This window comes from Verrucomicrobiia bacterium (assembly GCA_023953615.1).
GTDB lineage: Bacteria > Verrucomicrobiota > Verrucomicrobiia > Limisphaerales > JADLHS01 > JADLHS01.
Genome location: JAMLJH010000001.1, coordinates 2294847 through 2312857, shown reverse-complemented (window position 1 = coordinate 2312857; position 18011 = coordinate 2294847). Strand labels below are relative to the sequence as shown.

At 60.1% G+C, this 18011-nt stretch carries 10 protein-coding genes; 7 read left to right on the top strand and 3 right to left on the bottom strand.

Going from position 1 to position 18011, the window contains the following annotated elements; translation table 11 throughout:
• Positions 1–49 precede the first annotated feature (49 nt).
• Positions 50–1927, top strand: coding sequence for a YihY/virulence factor BrkB family protein (locus M9920_09630; GenBank protein ID MCO5052552.1), 1878 nt, complete (start codon positions 50–52; stop codon positions 1925–1927).
• A complete protein-coding gene (gene ald / locus M9920_09625) occupies positions 1924–3024 on the top strand; it encodes an alanine dehydrogenase (protein MCO5052551.1) in 1101 nt (366 codons plus the stop codon). The genes M9920_09630 and ald overlap by 4 nt, the downstream gene beginning before the upstream one ends.
• Before the next feature lie 411 nt (positions 3025–3435).
• Here ald and M9920_09620 read toward each other — a convergent pair whose 3' ends face one another.
• Positions 3436–4812, bottom strand: coding sequence for a hypothetical protein (locus M9920_09620; protein MCO5052550.1), 1377 nt, complete (start codon positions 4810–4812; stop codon positions 3436–3438).
• Positions 4813–4999: 187 nt separating this feature from the next.
• On the opposite strand from M9920_09620, the gene M9920_09615 reads away from it, so the two are divergent.
• The 5 genes from M9920_09615 (at position 5000) to M9920_09595 (ending at position 14030) form a co-directional block, all read left to right on the top strand.
• Positions 5000–6241 carry a hypothetical protein gene (locus tag M9920_09615; GenBank protein ID MCO5052549.1) on the top strand — a complete coding sequence of 414 codons (1242 nt, stop codon included), beginning with the start codon at positions 5000–5002 and terminating at the stop codon, positions 6239–6241.
• 564 nt (positions 6242–6805) lie between these two features.
• Entirely contained in the window at positions 6806–7126 is a 321-nt protein-coding gene (locus M9920_09610) for a hypothetical protein (protein ID MCO5052548.1), read from the top strand.
• Between the two features lie 341 nt (positions 7127–7467).
• Positions 7468–11199 carry a hypothetical protein gene (locus M9920_09605; protein MCO5052547.1) on the top strand — a complete coding sequence of 1244 codons (3732 nt, stop codon included), beginning with the start codon at positions 7468–7470 and terminating at the stop codon, positions 11197–11199.
• Positions 11196–12278: a DUF4434 domain-containing protein gene (locus tag M9920_09600; GenBank protein MCO5052546.1), complete on the top strand. Its 1083-nt coding sequence runs from the start codon at positions 11196–11198 to the stop codon at positions 12276–12278. The genes M9920_09605 and M9920_09600 overlap by 4 nt, the downstream gene beginning before the upstream one ends.
• Before the next feature lie 708 nt (positions 12279–12986).
• Positions 12987–14030: an IS110 family transposase gene (locus M9920_09595; GenBank protein ID MCO5052545.1), complete on the top strand. Its 1044-nt coding sequence runs from the start codon at positions 12987–12989 to the stop codon at positions 14028–14030.
• A 536-nt stretch (positions 14031–14566) separates the two neighbouring features.
• Here M9920_09595 and M9920_09590 read toward each other — a convergent pair.
• Positions 14567–14854, bottom strand: coding sequence for a hypothetical protein (locus M9920_09590; protein MCO5052544.1), 288 nt, complete (start codon positions 14852–14854; stop codon positions 14567–14569).
• 833 nt (positions 14855–15687) lie between these two features.
• Positions 15688–17934, bottom strand: coding sequence for a cellulase family glycosylhydrolase (locus M9920_09585; protein MCO5052543.1), 2247 nt, complete (start codon positions 17932–17934; stop codon positions 15688–15690).
• Between the last annotated feature and the right edge of the window lie 77 nt (positions 17935–18011).

The following is an 18011-nucleotide window of genomic DNA, read 5'->3' as shown; positions in this document are numbered from 1 at the left end:
CGCCGATTGACTTGAGGGGGCGCTTTGTTAGCGTGATTTCGGTCGAACAATGAAGAAATGGTTCCAACGCCTCGCGCAAATCGCCTCCAGCTCCTTTGACCCTTCGAAGGAAGACGATTTTCTGTTCGAGGGTGGGTTGAGCAAGTTCGAGCGGTTCTTCCATTTCTGGGCGTTGGTGGGCAGCAGTTTTGTCCGCAACCGCTGTCCGATCCGCGCCTCGGCTTTATCTTTCACGACCATGGTGGCGATGATTCCCATCCTCACCGTGGTGCTGGGCGTCGCCAATGCCATTCTCGAATCCAAGGGTGAAGCCCAAATCCGCGCGTTCATCGCCCAAATGGTCGAACGCATCGTCCCCGCTCCCACCGGCACAAATCAGCCGCCGGTCGTTGCCTTGACCTCGAATCCGGAACAGCCGCTCGGCCCGGTTTCCGATTTCACCAGCGGTTTGGATCGCATCCAATTCGGAGTGGATGAACTGCGCGCCCGGCAAGACGGTCCGCTCTTGATCGCGCCGGAGGATTCTCGCGCCGTTTCTGAAGCCGCTCCCGCCGGTTCGAACGCGTCCGCCAACGCTCAGTTGCCCAGCCCCAGCGAGAGCACCGAACTGACGCACGCCAAGGAAAGCGTGGCGGAACAGGTCGCCAATTTCATTTACGGTTTCGCTAAAAAAAGTTCCAGCGCCACGCTCGGTTTCACGGGTATGTTCTTCCTAATCGTGACCGCCATTCTGACCCTCGCGCGGGTGGAGGAGGTGTTTAACGACATTTGGGGCGTGGCGCACGGACGCGATTGGTGGTCGCGCATCACCAACTACACCTTCACCATTGGCTTCGGACCGACGCTGTTGATTCTCGCGTTGGGGTTGATGAACCAGCCCAATTTTCAGCGCACGCGGGATTTGATCACCATCATTCCATTTTTGGAACCACTGATCACCAGCCTGCTGCCGGTGACCATCATCGCCTTCACGTTCGCGCTGTTTTACAAACTCGTTCCCAACACGCGGGTCAATTTCAGCGCCGCGCTGGTCGGAGGCGTGCTCGCGGGCGTGGCCTGGCATTTTTACAATCACCTCGGCTTTTTACTGGCGTCGCGTTGGGTGAACGCCAACAAGATTTACGGTGGACTCGCGATCGTACCGCTGTTCATGGGCGGCCTTTACATCAGTTGGTTGACCGTGCTGTTCGGCGCGCAAGTGGCTTATGCCTTCCAAAATCGCGCCTCCTATTTGCAGGATCGGTTGGCGGAAAACGTGAATCAACGCGGACGCGAATTCGTCGCGCTGCGCTTGATGACCTGCATCGGACAACGATTCCAACGCGGGCTGCCACCGGCGACCGTGCGGCAGATCACCAGCGAACTCGGCATCCCGAGCAAACTGGTGCAACAGATCATGCACACGCTGCTCGCGTCGCAACTGGTCGTGGAAGTCGGCGGCGTCGAGGTGGGCTATTCACCGGCGCGCCCCTTGGAAACCATCAACTGCCACCAGGTCCTTTACGCCATGCGCGCCGCGCACGGTCAGGAGCCCGCCACCCGCGATGAACCGGTGCGGCTGGAGGTGCTGGGTGAATTCGCGCGCATTCAAGCGGCTGAAGAACACGCCGCCACCGCCGTTTCCATGCGCGATCTGGTGGATCGCGCCCAGGCGCGCTTGGCGCTGAACGACGCCCGTTCAACCCATGCGGCCATCAATGTGGAATCCGCTGTGGCGACGGAAGCCGCTCTAAAATCCGAGCCGGCACCACCGCTCGCCAGCCGTCTGGCGAGCGCGTCTGAAATTGAAGTGGACGTTCCCGCTGCCTCCGCCGACGTGGCATCGCCTGTGGAAACAAACGCGCCAACGTTGGCGACCACAAATCCTCCCGCCGCCGCTCCGGCGGTGGCCGCGCTGGAAACCGAAGAACAAGATTTTCCCTTATGATCATTGGCGTACCCAAAGAAATTAAAACTCAAGAATACCGCGTGGCCCTCGTGCCCAGCGGTGCGTATCAACTTACCAAACGTGGCCATACCGTTCTCGTCGAACGCAGCGCCGGCGTGGGCGCCGGTTATGCCGACGCCGAATACGAACGCGCCGGGGCTCAGCTCGTGGACACGCACGAAGCCGTCTTTGCCCGGGCGGATTTGATCGTCAAGGTCAAAGAACCGTTGCCGTCCGAGTACGGATTGTTGCGCTCCGGCCAGATTTTATTCACCTACCTGCACCTCGCCGCCAGTCAGCCGCTCACGGAAGCGTTGCTCCAGTCCGGGGCCACCTGCATCGCTTACGAAACCATCGAGGTGAACCATCGCCTGCCGCTGCTCGAACCGATGAGTGAGATCGCCGGGCGCATGAGCCTTCAAGTCGGCGGCTATTTCCTGGCAAAACACCTGGGCGGCAGCGGCGTGTTGCTCGGCGGAGTGCCGGGCGTATTGCCTGGCAAAGTCGCAGTGCTGGGCGGCGGCACTTCCGGCCTCAATGCCGCGCGCATGGCGCTGGGACTCGGCGCCGATGTGACCATTCTGGAAGTGGATTTGGAACGCATGCGCTTTCTCGATCTCACGTTGCCTTCGGTTCACACGTTTTATTCCAATGAAACGCATCTCATGGAACTGTTGCCGCAAGTGGATTTGCTCATCGGCGCGGTGCTCGTTCCCGGCGCGCGCGCGCCGAAACTGGTGACCCGGGAAATGCTTAAATCCATGCGCCCCGGCAGCGTGTTGGTGGACATTGCGATTGATCAGGGCGGTTGCGTCGAAACTTCACATCCCACCACGCACGATAACCCGACGTTTGTCGAGGAAGGGGTGACCCATTACTGCGTGGCCAATATGCCCGGCGCCTACGCGCGCACCGCGACCCAGGCTTTGACCAATGCCACGTTCCGCTTCTTGACGACGCTTGCCGATAACAAACTCAGCGACGCCATCCAACGCCAGCCCGCGCTGCTCGGCGGCATCAACGTGATGAACGGAAAAATCACCCACCGGGCCGTGGCCGCCGCGCATGGCTTGGATTACACCGCGCCGAAAATATAACGCGGCGATTGCATGCGTCTCGTCCGTGCCATTACATCGGCCTCACGGCTGATACGATCTATGGCGGTTCAATTAGAGCCGTCGCCGTCGAAGCAGAATGAGTGTAACTCAGTGAAGGCTGAGTTCGAATGGTGGAATGAGGTCTGTGTCCGCGAGGTTTTGGAGTGCGGCAGCCCACTGCCGCTTTCCGACGCGGGCCGATGATTCCACAGCGGCAGAGGACTGCCGCAGTCCAGGACGCGGTTGCGGGAGTGCTCATCCCGAACCAATGGCGGTCATCAATTTGATACCGGCGCTTGACTTGAAGTTAGAACTTCGGCGCCTCGCGTCGAGAGCTACAGGAATACTCGAAATGCTCTAATTATCACTCGCATTACGCCGCCCAATCGCACGAAAATCAGAACGGCAATATCATTGCCCCTTGGCGTAACGTGGATTTAACAAGCTGTAACTGTGCCCGGCCACCACCCGACCGATGCGCTTGCGCTCCAGGTCCAGCAAATAAATATCGGTGGACGTTTCAAAAAGACACTCGCGTCCGGCCGCGAGAAAGCGTGGATGCGTGAAGGTAAAATCGTAACGCGAGAGGTGAAGCAAACCCGGATTGACCGCGAGTTTCACCAGACCTGCGGATGGACGGTTGGCGCGGTAAATCCGCATGGATGCGCCCAAACCCGGCAGCGCCCAAACTTTTAACTCATCCAGTTCATCGGTGGAATAAGCTTGCCCCCAATTTTGGCCACTGAAACGGTGGCTGCCTCCCACTCGACCATACACTTGGGCGAGCGACGGCAACGCTTCGGGTTGAGAGGCCAATTCTTCCAAACCCAGATCTGGAGTTATCCGCAACCAGATTTTTTGGGTGCGTGATGAAAATACCAATTGTGAATCGTTGGTCGTCCACGCGATTTGGGTCGTCGTCTCCGGTTTCGCCAACGTCGCCGACCAGTGTCCCGCGCTTTGCAGCTCGGTCACATCCAGCACTCGCGTGTCCGGATCGAACCAGGCGACGAAACGCCCCGAAGGACTGAAGGCCACATTCTCCATGAAATATCGGGTCTTGGTTTTCCAGACCCGTTGGGCGGTGGCGGCCTCGCGCCGATACAAATACAAGTTCCCATCCGGAGCGCGAAACAAACACAGGTTCAGATCGGCGGAAACCTGATAATCCACCACGGGCAACGGCACGACTGTCTCGAGTTTCGAGCCATCGGAGCGAATGGTTTTCAGGTGCTGCGTCGCCGTGTCAACGTAGAGAATCTGCGTGACGGGCTGGCTGGCCCAGGCGGTGTCGGTTGTGAATTCCTGAATGTCGTGGATCGGGCGCGTCGCCCAATAATGCACCGGCGCGAGCACCACGTACGTCGCGAGATTGGCCAGCAGCATCCGGGACCACACTCGTCGTCGGCTCACGACGTAGCCCTCCCGCGCCAGCCAATGCGCCGCGTAAACCGATTCTACCAGCCAGGTCACAAGGAAATAGATCAACGTGCCCAACCCCACCGCGTAAGGGTAATACGCAAAGAATCCGGCGAGATCCGCAGGCAGCAGCCGGCTGTAAAGCCATGCGTTAAAAATTTTAACCGGCAACCCGGCGACCAACGACCAGCAATTAGCGACAAAAACGCAACGCGCCAACCCGCGAAATGGAATCCGCCAGAACCGGGCGAGGATCGCACCTTCGACGACAACCTGGAACGCCAGGAGCGGAATCAGCACGCCGATACCGAACAGCAGCACCAACGGCAGATTGATGGCATCAGCAAAGATGGGCGTGTAAAAGTTCATTGGCAGCCATCAGGGTATCACGTTCGGGATAAACCATAGGCGACTTCAACCTCTGGTTTCAATCCGAATGACAAAAACACTGCTGCGCTTCTCCAAGTTGGGTTTTGAGAAATTACCACCTCCAGATCGCACTTTGGCGCTTTCAGTTTCCGCTCGGACCTGTTAACGCTGGAGCATGAAATACGGAATGGTTGTGCGAATCCTGGCCGCCCTGACCTTGACGCTCGGTTGCCCGCAAAACAGCGAGGCCGCGAAAGCCTGGCAGGTGGGCACGCCGATTGTCACCTATTGGGCCGGACCAAACCTGACGGACCCGGTCGCCCGCCAGATGGCCGAGGGCGGTTGGAATCTGGTCTGGTGTACCGAAGCGGAACTGGACGTGGCCGCGCGCCACGGGTTGCGGGGACAATTGCAAAACCAATTGCTCTCGCCGGCAGCGCTCAATAATCCGGCGCAGCGGCAGGAGTTGGACGCGTTGATCCGACGTGTGAAACGGCATCCCGCCCTCTATTCTTATTTCATCACCGATGAACCCAACGCGACGAATTTTGTCGCCCTGGGCGAACTGGTTTCCTATCTGCGCAAGCATGATCCGGCGCACCTGGCCTACATCAATCTCTTCCCCACCTACGCCAGCAATGAGCAACTGGGCAACAGCGGCGCTCCGATCCCCGCGTATCAGGAGCACTTGCAGCAATACGTCGAGCGGGTGAATCCGTCGTTGATCAGTTACGATCACTACCAGTTCAGCATCAAGGGCGACATGCCGGATTATTTTCTCAATCTGGCGTTGATCCGCCAGGCCGCGCTGGATGCCGAAGTGCCGTTCCTGAATATCGTGCAGGCCGCCACCTGGACGCCCTCCATGCGGGTACCGAACGCGGAAGAGATGCGCTATCTGGTTTACACCACGCTGGCTTACGGCGCGCAGGGTATCTCGTATTACGTGTATTGCTGGCCCAAACACACCGGCGGCATTGCTCATCCGGACGGCACGCCCACCGCCCTCTATCCGGCGTTGAAATTGTTGAACCGGGATTTTGCCGTCATGGCCGCAGAACTACAGCCGTTGCAATCGCTCGGCGTGTATCACGGCGGCATGTTCCCGCCGGGCGCGGTGGCGGTACCGACGGATTGCGCGTTCCAGTTTGATCCGCCGTTGCCGCGCGAGGAATTCACCCCGCCTCAACCCGCACGCGGCGCCCTGATCGGCGTATTCGGGAAACCGGGTAAACGAATGACGCCAACTCACGCCGTCCTGGTGAATCTGGATTATCAGGCCACAACCACCATCGGTCTGCGCGGCACCGGTCCGCTGGAAATCTTCGATCCGGTCGGACGCCGCTGGAACGGCACACAACAAAACCGGTTGGACTTCAAACTCGCGCCCGGCGTCGGCGCGCTGGTGCGAATCGGTCGCACTCCCTGATGCGTCCGTTCCCGCGACACGCCTGCAAACTTCCGCCCGCCGCTAATCTCTAGTTTCACTGCCGATCAGAAAGGTGATGGCATATTCCGATTCTGGCATGGAGTAGTGTCGGAACAGAGGCGACAGGAGTTTGAGTTTATCAGTTCTACGACGTTGCGTTGTTCCTGGTGAAACATGGCATGGCCTGAAGTCGCGACGAAGTTTCGTCGCATGTGCAACAAAAGGTTATCATGGCTCGTTTGAGCAGCACAGGCGGTTGCATTTCGAAATTGCTGTCGAGCCACGGCACGAAGAGTCTTGGCATTGACAACTATTGGAGTTTTGTCATCTGCTGGCGCATGGCTCGCAAGTTATCCGCGAGGAGTTGCCGGCGCGGCGGTGGAAGGAAAGTGATTTGACGCAGCGAGCCAAGAGCGGTATGGACAAGGTGAAGATGGCGGTGCGATTGCGCGAGGAGACTCTGGTGACCGTGAAGTGGATTGCGTCGTGGGCGGGGATAGAGACGGCCAGCTATGTGAACCACCGACTGTATCGGTGGCGGAAGGGAACGTTGGCGCACAGGACATGAGTAAACAAGACCAAGACCCTTTTCGCGCCTTGCCCAGTGTGTTGTACGCGCTTGGCCTTGGCTTGATTCCGGCAGTGACTGGATTGAGCGCGGTGATGGAATTTGGCTTGGGCTGGACTCTGCGAGGCGGGCCCGGCGTGGGTTTTGACCTGCTTGTGAGCTACCTACTTTGTGTGGCGGGAGCTTTGGCGATGAAGAAACCACTTGGCCGCACCATGGCCTTCATACTGGCGCCACTCGTGATCCTGCCTTTCGAGGTTCTCTTCCTGGGGGCGTTGACCCTCTGGCTATTCGGCTTCAGCGACACCATTCAATAATAGTGAAAGGACGGGCGGGTCATTCGCGAGGAGTTTGCAGGCGCGGCGGTGGAAGGAAAGTGATTTGACGCAGTGAGCCAAGGGCGATGCGGGCAAGGCGAACATTTCGGAGTGATTGTGCGAAGAGACTTTCGTAACCGTGAAGTGGATTGCGGCGCGGGCGGGGATGGGGACGGCCAGCCATGTGAACCACCAACTATATCGGTGGCGGAAGGGAACGTTGGCGTGAAGGGATATTCAAAATGGACCGACTTCCGTTTCAATCCGCTTAACTTCAGCGTTCCTTCCCGGCTTCATCGCAACGGCGTGACAAAACCTGCCGTACCGGACAAGCTTTGACCATGCGTCGTTTGCAACTCTGGTCTGGCGGGCTGCTCCTGATGGTGAGCGCAATTTCTGCTCTGGCGTTCAACGGTCATGAAGTGATTGAAGGCCCAATCACTTTGACGATTGGTGAAATCCCCATCGTGCGTTCACTCGCCGCCACGCAGTCGGTGCGGATCACGCTGACCAACCACGCCGCCACCGCGTTGACAATTGAATTGGAGCTCAAGGATTGGGTTTCGCCCTGCATGCCGGTCGGTCGCTCGCGCGTGACGCTGGAGCTTCCCGGTCGGGGCGCTGCGGCCGAGGATTTTGCCTTCCAGTTCGGGCCGGGCGCGTATTCGGCCCTGTATCCCGTTCACGCTTATGCCCGATTTCGCTCTGCGGAAAATTCCGAAGCCATCACCGCGCACGCCGTCCGCATTTTTGAAACGCAGTTCGATTCGCCCGCGCAATCGGCGCCGGAGAAAGTCGCCATCAGCGTCGTACCCGCTTCCGGCGGTCTAGCGCTGGCGAAACTGACCAACTACCGACCGCTCTGGCAACGGATCGGTGGCCCATTGCACTCCCTGCCGATCGGCTGGGAGGGAACCGAACCCGAATCAATGGCCCACTTCCAACGCGGCGCGATGGCGCGCGGTCAGACGCGGGAATCGCTGATTATGCACCCACCATATCGCAACGGTCCGGGCGCTTTGTTCATGGAATATCAGCTCAAGCTGCCGGCGGCGCGCGAGCTGCATCTGCGCTTCTTCAACGCCATTCGTGATGCCGTTCCTCCCGAGCCGCCCAGTGACGGCGCCACGTTCCGCGTCTGGGTTGGCGATGAAAAAGTTTTCGAGCGTCACACCGCGAGTAAATCCTGGGTGCCGGGCGAAGCGGACCTTTCCCGCTGGGCCGGTCAAACCATCCAGTTGCGCCTGGAGATTCATCCCGGCCCCAACCTGGACACCACTTGCGACCTGGGGTTCTGGGGTGATCCGATTTTGCTGGCGGACGCCGCGCCTTCGTCAACTGTCACCAACGATTTCGGGCCACGGGCCGCTCTAGCGCGCCAAAGTGTGACCACGGGACAAACCGCGCCGGGAACATATGTATTCACGCTGGCTGGTGGTCTGCGCGCCGCCTTGTCGCCGGGGGCGAAAGGGCTGTTGGATGCCGCGCTGGCGTTCGGAGACGCCGCCGGCGCCGTGGTGATCAACGGATTTGATCTGAGCCTCGAAAGCGAACGGGTGGGCGTTTGGGAATCGGCCACGCGCTTGGACCAGATTGAGATTGTGCCCGGCGACAACCGCCTGGAATTGCGGCATCACCTCCAGTTGCAACGCGAATTCGATGGGCGCGGCAAACGGTCCGCGCCCGGCGTCACTCCGGCCACTTTGACGGCCACGATCTGGGCGGACGGCCCCGGTTTGCGCGTGAAGTTTTCCAGCGACGCCCGGATCACGGACGCGGCCATGGGTCCCGTTGATCAGTTGGCCGAGCGGGTTTATTTCGGTCACGGCTATGCGGTGGTGCGTCCGGGAAAATTCCAAGTGCATGGCGGTGGGCACGATCTTTCCACCAGTCATGTCGGTTGCGATTTTGCCAACGGCGTGGCGCTGTTGCAGGCCTGCGATACACCGCCGGATTCCTTTCAAGTGGATCCCGAGGCGCGGATTTACGCGCTGCACACGCATCCCGCGCCGACGTTCACCTTCGTACCGGGTCGCCACGGCGCGATGGATTGCGCCATTCAATATCGTGCGCTCTACGACAAGTCCGCGGCGCCGGCGGTCGCCCGAAAAGCCGGGCGGTTTGTTTTCGATCTTTGGGGCGGCGCGTATCAGCGCAACGCCACCGCGCTCCAGCGCTGTTTTGATTACGGCCTGACGAATTCCGTGGCGATCATTCACGGCTGGCAACGCTGGGGTTACGATTATCGGCTGCCGGATATTTTTCCGCCGCAACCGCAACTCGGCACGCTGGAGGAACTGCGCGGCCTCGGTGAAATCTGCACGCGTGCCGGGGCCCTCTGGGGCTTGCACGACAATTATATTGATTTCTATCCGGACGCCGAGGGGTTCAGCTACGACCACATCACGTTCGACAGTGGCGGGCAACCGCGGCGCGCCTGGCTCAACGAAGGTCGCAACGCGCAGGCCTGGCAGTTTCGTCCCGACCACGTGCAGCCGTTCTTGGAACGCAATCTGCGCCTGATCAATTCCGCGCTTCAACCCACCGCTTCGTTTGTGGATGTCTGGACCTCAATGAATGCGTTTGATTATTTGGACCGCGACGGACGCTGGCATTCCAAAATGGAAACGCTCCAACATTGGGGCGAGGCGTTCGCAACGATCCGCGCGACCTTCGAAGGCGGGCCAACCATCAGCGAAGCGGGCAGCGACCAATTGATCGGCTGGCTCGATGGCGCGGATTGTCAATGGCTGCAACTCCAGCCGCACGGCGGCGCGTTCAGCATCATGGTGCCGGGCGACGATTGGGAACGCGTGCCGTGGTTCGATCTGGTCAATCACACCCGGTTTAGTCTGCACGGCGCGGGATATTCCAATCGCTACCAGGGCAACCGCTCGCGCGATGAGCACGGCATCACAAGCGACGATTACCTGGGCGTCGAAGTCCTGGCCGGTCACGCTTTGATGGCCGATCTGCCCATGTTGTCCGAGGGCGCCATCCGCAAATACTGGCTGCTCCAGCCGTTCGCGGAAAAGGTCGCGCTGGATGAAATCGCGGCGGTGGAAAATCCGGGCGGCGATTTACACCGGCTACTCGTGCACTGGACTTCCGGCGCGACCGCCTGGGTGAACCGCGGCGCGACGGATTGGTCAATCGCCGGTCGCACGCTGCCGCCCTACGGTTTTATCGCGCAAGCCGGTTCGGTGCTTTGCAGCGTGGAAAAAATCGGTGACCACGTCATCGAACAATCCAGTGCCGGCCCGATCCGTTATGTGAACGTACGGCCGCCCGATGCGGAAACGCTGGCCATCCGCCCCACCGCCGAGCGACTCGAACCGCTGGGGGGACGCAATTTCCGTTTAATCACGCGCTGGGAAGCCGCGCAAGCCGCGCCCAAGGATTTGCGCGTGTTCTACCATTTCAGCCGCCCGACCCCGGGCCGTTACACCGACACGGAATTTTATGGCGGTGGCGATCCAGCAATTCCCACCAGCGCTTGGGCGGGTGAAATCATTACCGGCACGAATTGGACGATCCACGTTCCGGAACATTGTCCGCCGGGCGACTACGAAATCCTCTGCGGTCTTTACGACGCCAAAGGCAGCGGCACGCGCTATCGGCTCGTCGGGGCCGCGCGCCAGACCCGGCGTTATGCACTCGGGACGCTGCACGTTGAAGGCACAATTCAAGGCGGACAAACCAACATCACCCAAATCAGCATGACCGCCACCGCTCCGGCATCGAACGACGTGACTCCGTCGCCGCAGTCGCAGCGGGTGGACTTTGGCCCGGTGCGAACAACGCACGGATTGCGGCTGGTGGAAGCTGCGGGTCATCTCACACTGATTCCGCTCCCCGATCAACCCGCGTTCGAGATCGCGCTTAATTTGAAACAATTCCAACGCACGGCAGATGAGGTGGCGACGCTGCAAGCCATGAATGCGCAGGGTGAATCCTTGCGAACGGTTGCCTGGCGTCCGGATGGTTCATCGCTGACCTTCACCACCCAACCATTAGATTTTGGTTACCGCCTGGATTGGAAAACCGCGGCCACAAAATCATCTTCGCCATGACCCCGATGAGCCGCCCGAACTTTGGTCCTCGAAAACTTCTCGCCAAGTTGGCGACTTGGGGGCAACGCGGTTGGTTGGCGTTGTTCCTGGCGACGCTGGTCGGCTGCGCGCATCGTCCCGCTAGTCAGTCAGCCAACTTGATCGGTTGTCTTTGGTACGTCACGCCCGACAAAGCCAGCCACGCCTTCGACCTGAACGCGGCGGAGTTGGACGCCCTCAAAGCGCTGCGCCTGAACGTGGTGGTATTGATGGGCTCGGCGTTTGGCGCGGTGCCGCCGGCGGGAGCGAGTGATCCCACGGAAGCTTTGTTCCAAGCGGCGGATCAGCGGCAGATGGAATTTTACGTTAGCACCGGTTCGATGCGCGAGTGGTGGACGCAACCGGACGCCGCCGCCGAGCTGGCGCGCGCCCGGGAGCGGATTCAAACTTTGTTGGAGCGTTACGGACCGCATCCGTCGTTCAAAGGGTTTTACGTGCCCTACGAAACTTACGTGATGTGGAGCGCGCAACGGGAACTGGCCCGCACGCTTTATCGCGATGTCGCCGCCGCCTGCAAAGCCATCGCGCCCACCAAGCCGGTGATGATTTCGCCCTTCTTTATTTTGGATGAAGCGCAGGTGCTGGGGGATTTTCGCTGGGCCACGCCCGCGGATTACGCCGAATTCTGGACCGACATCCTGCGCGATTCGGCCATTGATATCGTGGCGCTGCAAGATCGCGGCGAGCACCTTGCCTATTACACCGACGCCCAGTGCGCGCCGTTTTTTGCGGCCATGAAACAAGCCTGCGCCATCACCGGAAAGCAACTTTGGGCCAACGTGGAAACCGGCGAACTGCTGATGGACAGTCCCGAGGATTACGTGGCGACGTTCGGTCTGAAAACGCATGTGAATGATCCGCGCACCCAACCTTACTGGCGCGGGGTGCCGGCCGAAAAACTGGCGGCGAAACTGCGCTTTGTCCGCGCCTACACGCCCACGGCCATCACCTGGGGCTACCGCGAATTCATCCGCCCGGCGGTCAGCCGCACCAATCATCTATATCTGGACTATCAACAACTCCTCGCACCACAACGCTGAGATGTTCTCCTGAGAGGGACGCGTTCCACCGCGTCCCTGATGAGTTGGGGACGGCGTGGAAGTCGTCCCTCCCGCGGGCTGGTTGAAACCGCAAAGAACGCAAAGATCACTAAGCCGGGACGGTGCAGTAGGTCCAGGTGGAACGGCCAACTTGGCTGTTCTGGGCGGCAACCTGCCGCCCAGCCGGGCGCACGGAGATCACGCACCATTGGGTTCGCACACTTTGCGTTCGGCGGTCGGGCTGGTAGCCCAACCGAACGGGCCAGTGGCCCGTTCCACCCAAACTCCAATCAAATCGTCCCGGCCAATAATGTGGCTGCGGCGTCCCGCCGCAGTTCCGACCGACAAGGCGAGCGACACAGGTTGTGACGCAAACAGCAAAGAACAGAAAAACAGCGGACGCGAATTTGGGAATTAGTGACTTCATAAAATCGAGAGGCGCGAAGTTGGTTAACGTCCCAAGCTCAGCGACCCGGCGCACGGGAGGCAACGCCTGCAACCGCGACGCCCACGCCGGGTTAGATGCCATGCTGGGTTGAACGCGGCGACCGGAGTCGCCACGCTGAGAGCGCAAGTTAAACCATCAACCATCACATTCATGAAAAAAACCTACACAGCCTCAAACCCAGCACGACGCCCAAAACTGTAAGCCTCAACCCCACCCTCGACAAGCCCGCAGTGGTGCGCCCCGGCCCGCCACGCCAGCCCTTGCCCACGCCCGTCATTGATCCGGCCAAGCCGCTGCTCAAGCTGGGCCTAGATGTGCATCTGGCAAGCATCATGGCCGTCGCCCAACAGGATCATAGCCATCCCAAGTCGCCCCGCCAGTTCAGTCGCGAGCAACTCGTCGCGCACGTTCGCCAGCAAGTGGCCGAAGGTTTTCAGGTGTTCTGCGTGCAGGAGTCGTGCGGGTTCGGGTTCACGTTGCATCGGGAACTGGTGGCGGCCGGGGCGCAGAGTTTTCTCATCACCCCCATCGCGCTCAACGGGGCGCGCAAGACGGACAAGCTCGATGCGCGGGCGTTGTGTCTGCGCCTCTCCCGCTGGCTCGACGGCAATCGCGCGGAACTCAGTCCCATCCGCATTCCCAGCGAGGCGGAGCAACGGCAACGGGAAGGCACGCGGCGGCGGCAGTTCCTCGGGCGGCTGATCCGCATGCTGGGCAATCGCGGGCACGGGCAAGTGGGCGAATACGCGCATGTGCAATTGCCGAGTCGTTGGTGGGGCGCGCGCAACTGGAAGAAACTCGCAACGCTGGACGATTGGTTGCGCGCACGGCTGGCCGAACTGCGGCAGGTGATCCTGGAACTGGAGGCGCAACTGGAAGTTCTCGAAACCGAACTGGTGGCGCGGGTGCAGGCGCAGGTGTTGCCCAAAGGCTTGGGTGAGCTCACCACTGTGAGCTTGGACGGCGAGGTGTGCGACTGGGAACGCTTTCACAATCGCAAACAGATCGGCAGTTACACCGGTTGTTGTCCGGGGGAACACAGTTCCGGCGGGAAGCGTTTGCTGGGCAGCATTGACCGGATGGGCAACGCGCGCGTGCGCACGCTGCTGGTGGAGGCGGTGTGGCGTTTCCTGAGATGGCAGCCGGGCTGGAAAGCGGCGCAGGGGATGAAAGTGAAACTGGCCGGCGGCGGCGCGTTGAAGAAGAAAACGGTGGTGGCGCTGGCGCGGCGGCTGGCCATTGACCTGTGGCGCTGGCGCACGGGCCGGGCCACGTTTGAAGACCTGGGCTGGATCGCGGCGTGAACGATTTACCCCTCACCCGGCCTGGCGGCCACCCTCTCCCCAGCGGATGGGGGGGACAGGGAGCGGGGACAACCTTTAATTTCCTTGAGTCAGAGCGTGAAACAATTTGCGACCGGGCGGCGGCTGCTCGGAGCTGCAGCTGGCGTGGTGCGAACCATCCGTCGGTTAGATGGGGCGCTGCCCCCGGTCGTCGCGCGTCACACAAGCATGACACGTTGGGCGTTCCCGAACGGGAACTGCTCGGATAGGAGCTGGTGCGGGACGCAAGCCGGTCCACACTCATCAAGCGACGACCCCGGTCGGCAAATCTCACGCGACGGACTCCAGGAGCGAAACGAAAGGGAAAACTTTTAAGCTGAAAAAGTGAGCCGAACCTGAAGCGAGCCGATGCGGGCCGGTGGGAAGTTAACGCCACCGCTTCGCGCGCGCCTCCGCTCCACTCCGTTACGCTCCGCGCGACGAAGTCTTCACTAGAAAAAACCTGGCGGAAAAATCACGACCCTCTTGACTACCCTCATAGGCGCTGCAGCGCATGGTTAGGCGACTGGGAATACTCTCTCATCAAGCTCACCTCTAAAACTCCGAATGACTCGAAAGGATACGCTGTCCTCTCGGAACGCAAGGAGAAACTCCTCCTCGCCTGTCGCCTTATCCTTGGCCCATGCGAGTGAAATGGAACGTAGCTCTGGCTGCTTCTCGTCTGGCACACCCTCAAGCACGGTGATGTGTCTGCGCTCCGGCAAACAGAGAGTCGGTAGAAAGCCATCGAAGCCATCCTTCTGGATGATACGCTGCGTAATCTCGGCGAAATCTTCAAGACGCATGATAGTCGCCTAACTATTAATATACGAACAGCGGTTCATATATTAGAATCATGGCCGTGAAAGCCGTGGAGGCAATAGAAAAATTGAAAAATGTGCTGCGCCGCAAGCACTTCTCGCTGTCCACAGAGGAGTCGTATGGCAACTGAAGTATCAGAACCTGATGTCGTCCGCGAGACGCGAACGACGACCGCCGAGGACGGCGGTGCTCCCCCATTTCCCATCCCTTTGCCCACCATTCCCTTGTCTTCCCGTTCGCGTATTTCGTGTCTTTCGCGGCTGTATCTCTCTGATGAGTTGGGGACGGCGTGGAAGTCGTCCCTCCCAGCGCAGCGGTAGTACGAACGCATGGGCGGGGCGGGCTTGATTTTGACAGGATGAACAGGATTTACCGGATCAGGATTTCTGATCGGCGGCTGGAGACCATAGGTTTACGTACCGCGTTTGAACTCCAACTCCTTCGCACCAAGATTTAGCAACGATCGTCCCTTGTATTTTCCCTTCCCCTCGATGCCTCTGTGCCTCGGTGGCTCTTAACTTCAGAACCTGAATGTCGTCCGCGAGACGCGAACGACCACCGCCGAGACGGCGGTGCTCCCCCATTCCCCATTCCCTTGCCAATCATTCCCTTGTCTCTCTGCGAAGCTGGCTTGGCGTAGCGATAATTCCCGTTCGCGTATTTCGTGTCTTTCGCGGGTTGTAGCCACTTTGGAATTAAACGCTTTTCCCCTCTCCCGACCTGTCGGTCACCCTCTCCCCATCGGATGGAAGAGGGCCGGGGTGAGGGGATGTTTCCCTGATCAGTTGGGGACGATAATTACGTGCGGCGCGACAAATCAAAAACCGGATTGCGATAAACGGGGCGGCAGGCGGAGCACGCCTGCAAGGTCGGTGCTGAAATCAGGCAACGGCAACCGCAATCGCGTCTGGCGAGTGGTGGCGTGAGTCTGGCCCACATGGTCTCCGCTGACGGGGTCAAACCATTCCACCACGTAACGGCCCGGCGACCAGTTGCTGAGCGTGATGAATTGGCCCGACCGCACGGGAAGAGTCGGTTCGGTGGCGCTGCCGGGAAACGCCGCGCCGGGCGCGACAACATACAGCAACGCCTCGCGCGCTCCGACCAATCCGATCGGCTCGCACGGCGGCTGCCAGTGGTTCGCATAGGTGGCGGGCAGCACGCGTTCCAATCGCACCCAATCGAGATAAAACCAATCCGCGCCCGCGTTGAGAATTTCAATCCGGCATTGTCCCGCCGGCAGGGGCACGGTCAGGTCGGTGTTGTATTCGTGGCTCACGGCGTGGCCGCCGTCGAGATTGACCAGGTTGGTGCGATACAATTCCGTGTCGTTGACGCGCACCACCAGGATGGAATTTTGCGAAACCGAATTCAGATGCAAAATCAGGCGCGCGTCGTTGGTAAGCCACGCGTTGAGGCGGAAGGGAATTCGCAAATGGGGATGGGTCGTGCCATGCACAAAACTGTTGAGCGCGCTGACGGAATAGCTGGACGCGCCCGGAGCGGCCACGGCGACTTCACCCGCGAGTTTCGGTCCCCAACGCGTGTCCAGCGGCAGCGTCACGTTGAACGGTGACGCATTGGGCAGCGGTTCATCCACGGTCGGCGGCGGCGTCAGCGACATGTCGAAAACCAGATTGGTCCACGCGCCTTGTCCCCAACTGGTGGGGTTGAGAATTTTCCCCAACGCCGCATAAATCGGATACACATTTTCACGGTGCAGGTTCTGCCACCACCAGGACATCGTGGTGCCAACCGAGCCGCCCAACGCACCGCCCCAGAGGCCCTGACGCAACCCGCGCAGGTGCGGGTCCGCGGCGCGATTCCAACCCTGCCAGCTCGTGCCAAATTCATCTATCAACACCGGCTTGCCAAATTCCTGCCCCAACTTCTGCGTGTTCGCACTCAACGCGCGCGCCGGTCGGCCCGCGCCGTAGGAGTGGATGCACACGAAGTCCATTTGCGGCAGCGACCAGATTTCCGCGTGCGGATCGGCGGTGGTAAAACTGGTGGTGATTAAATGCTGAAACGGATCGTGGGCGCGCAGCCAGTCGCCCATGACCGCGTGCCACGCCGCGATGTCGGTGGCGTTCAGCACGGAATAAACATTGTCAATCTCGTTGAAGAACTGCCACGCGAGCAGGTTGGGACTGTAACCGTAACGCGCCACCAGATAGCGCAACCGCTTTTGGTAAAGCGTGCGCGCGGCGGCGTCGGTGAAAAACGCGTTGGGCGTGGCGCACGGTCCGCCTTGCGCGACGTTATAAGGATGCTTGGGCCAATAATCGTTGCCGCCCCAGTAATCTGGTTTAGACGCGAACATGCCGTGGTAATCCAGGCACAACTCGACGTAAAAACCGCGCTGCTCGGCCTGTTGCAGGACGTAATCCAGCCGCCACGCTTCATCAAGGCGATAACGGTTGAGCGAGTCCGGCTCGGTTTCCAAACCGAACGACCACGGGCACATCCAGAGGCGCATAAAATTGGCGCCCGCCGCCGCCATCGCGGCGAACCAGTCATCGTAATCGTGCGTGCCCCGACTGCCATGCCAGCACACGTTCGCGCCGATCATCCGCAGCGCCTGACCATCGCCCGTCTCGAAATACTGCCTGCCCGGAGCGAGGCGCACGTAACCGCTGCGTGACGGCGCTTCACCCGTGACGGAAAAATTCCTGCTGGCGGCCAGCCCGGTGGCCTGGTCGTTGGTGAAAACAGTTACGCTCACGGAATAATCTCCGGCCGCTGGCGGAGTAAACCGCAGGCGCCACTCCGGCGCGTTCGTCGAACTCAATTGCTCGTTGTCGCCGATCAATTGGCGCTGCCAGGTCTGATACCAAAAGCCGGGAACGGACCGCGTTGACCCGGACGGCAACCGAAACGTGCCTTCGACCCGGATCTGTTCAGGATCAAAGGGATTGGCCACAGGGGGCACTCCGACGATGCGAAATTCGAGTCGCTGCCATGGCGCCGGCGTTTCCAGCGGGATGATTTCCAAGGCGGACAACGACGACACAATCATCGTGCCGATCAATACCCGCGTCAGCCAGTTGACTGAACACACCATAAAACTGTGGTGAAGCACATCCGAGCTTAAGTTGGCGCGCGTGAACATTCAATGCCGGCGTGCCTCGCTTATTTCCC

Bases quoted from the DNA above. Each gene is read 5' to 3' on its own strand.
- M9920_09585 (MCO5052543.1), bottom strand. From the start codon at position 17,934: ATGGTGTGTTCAGTCAACTGGCTGACGCGGGTATTGATCGGCACGATG.
- M9920_09610 (MCO5052548.1), top strand. From the start codon at position 6,806: ATGAGTAAACAAGACCAAGACCCTTTTCGCGCCTTGCCCAGTGTGTTG.
- M9920_09600 (MCO5052546.1), top strand. From the start codon at position 11,196: ATGACCCCGATGAGCCGCCCGAACTTTGGTCCTCGAAAACTTCTCGCC.
- M9920_09620 (MCO5052550.1), bottom strand. From the start codon at position 4,812: ATGAACTTTTACACGCCCATCTTTGCTGATGCCATCAATCTGCCGTTG.
- M9920_09615 (MCO5052549.1), top strand. From the start codon at position 5,000: ATGGTTGTGCGAATCCTGGCCGCCCTGACCTTGACGCTCGGTTGCCCG.
- M9920_09605 (MCO5052547.1), top strand. From the start codon at position 7,468: ATGCGTCGTTTGCAACTCTGGTCTGGCGGGCTGCTCCTGATGGTGAGC.
- M9920_09630 (MCO5052552.1), top strand. From the start codon at position 50: ATGAAGAAATGGTTCCAACGCCTCGCGCAAATCGCCTCCAGCTCCTTT.
- ald (MCO5052551.1), top strand. From the start codon at position 1,924: ATGATCATTGGCGTACCCAAAGAAATTAAAACTCAAGAATACCGCGTG.
- M9920_09590 (MCO5052544.1), bottom strand. From the start codon at position 14,854: ATGCGTCTTGAAGATTTCGCCGAGATTACGCAGCGTATCATCCAGAAG.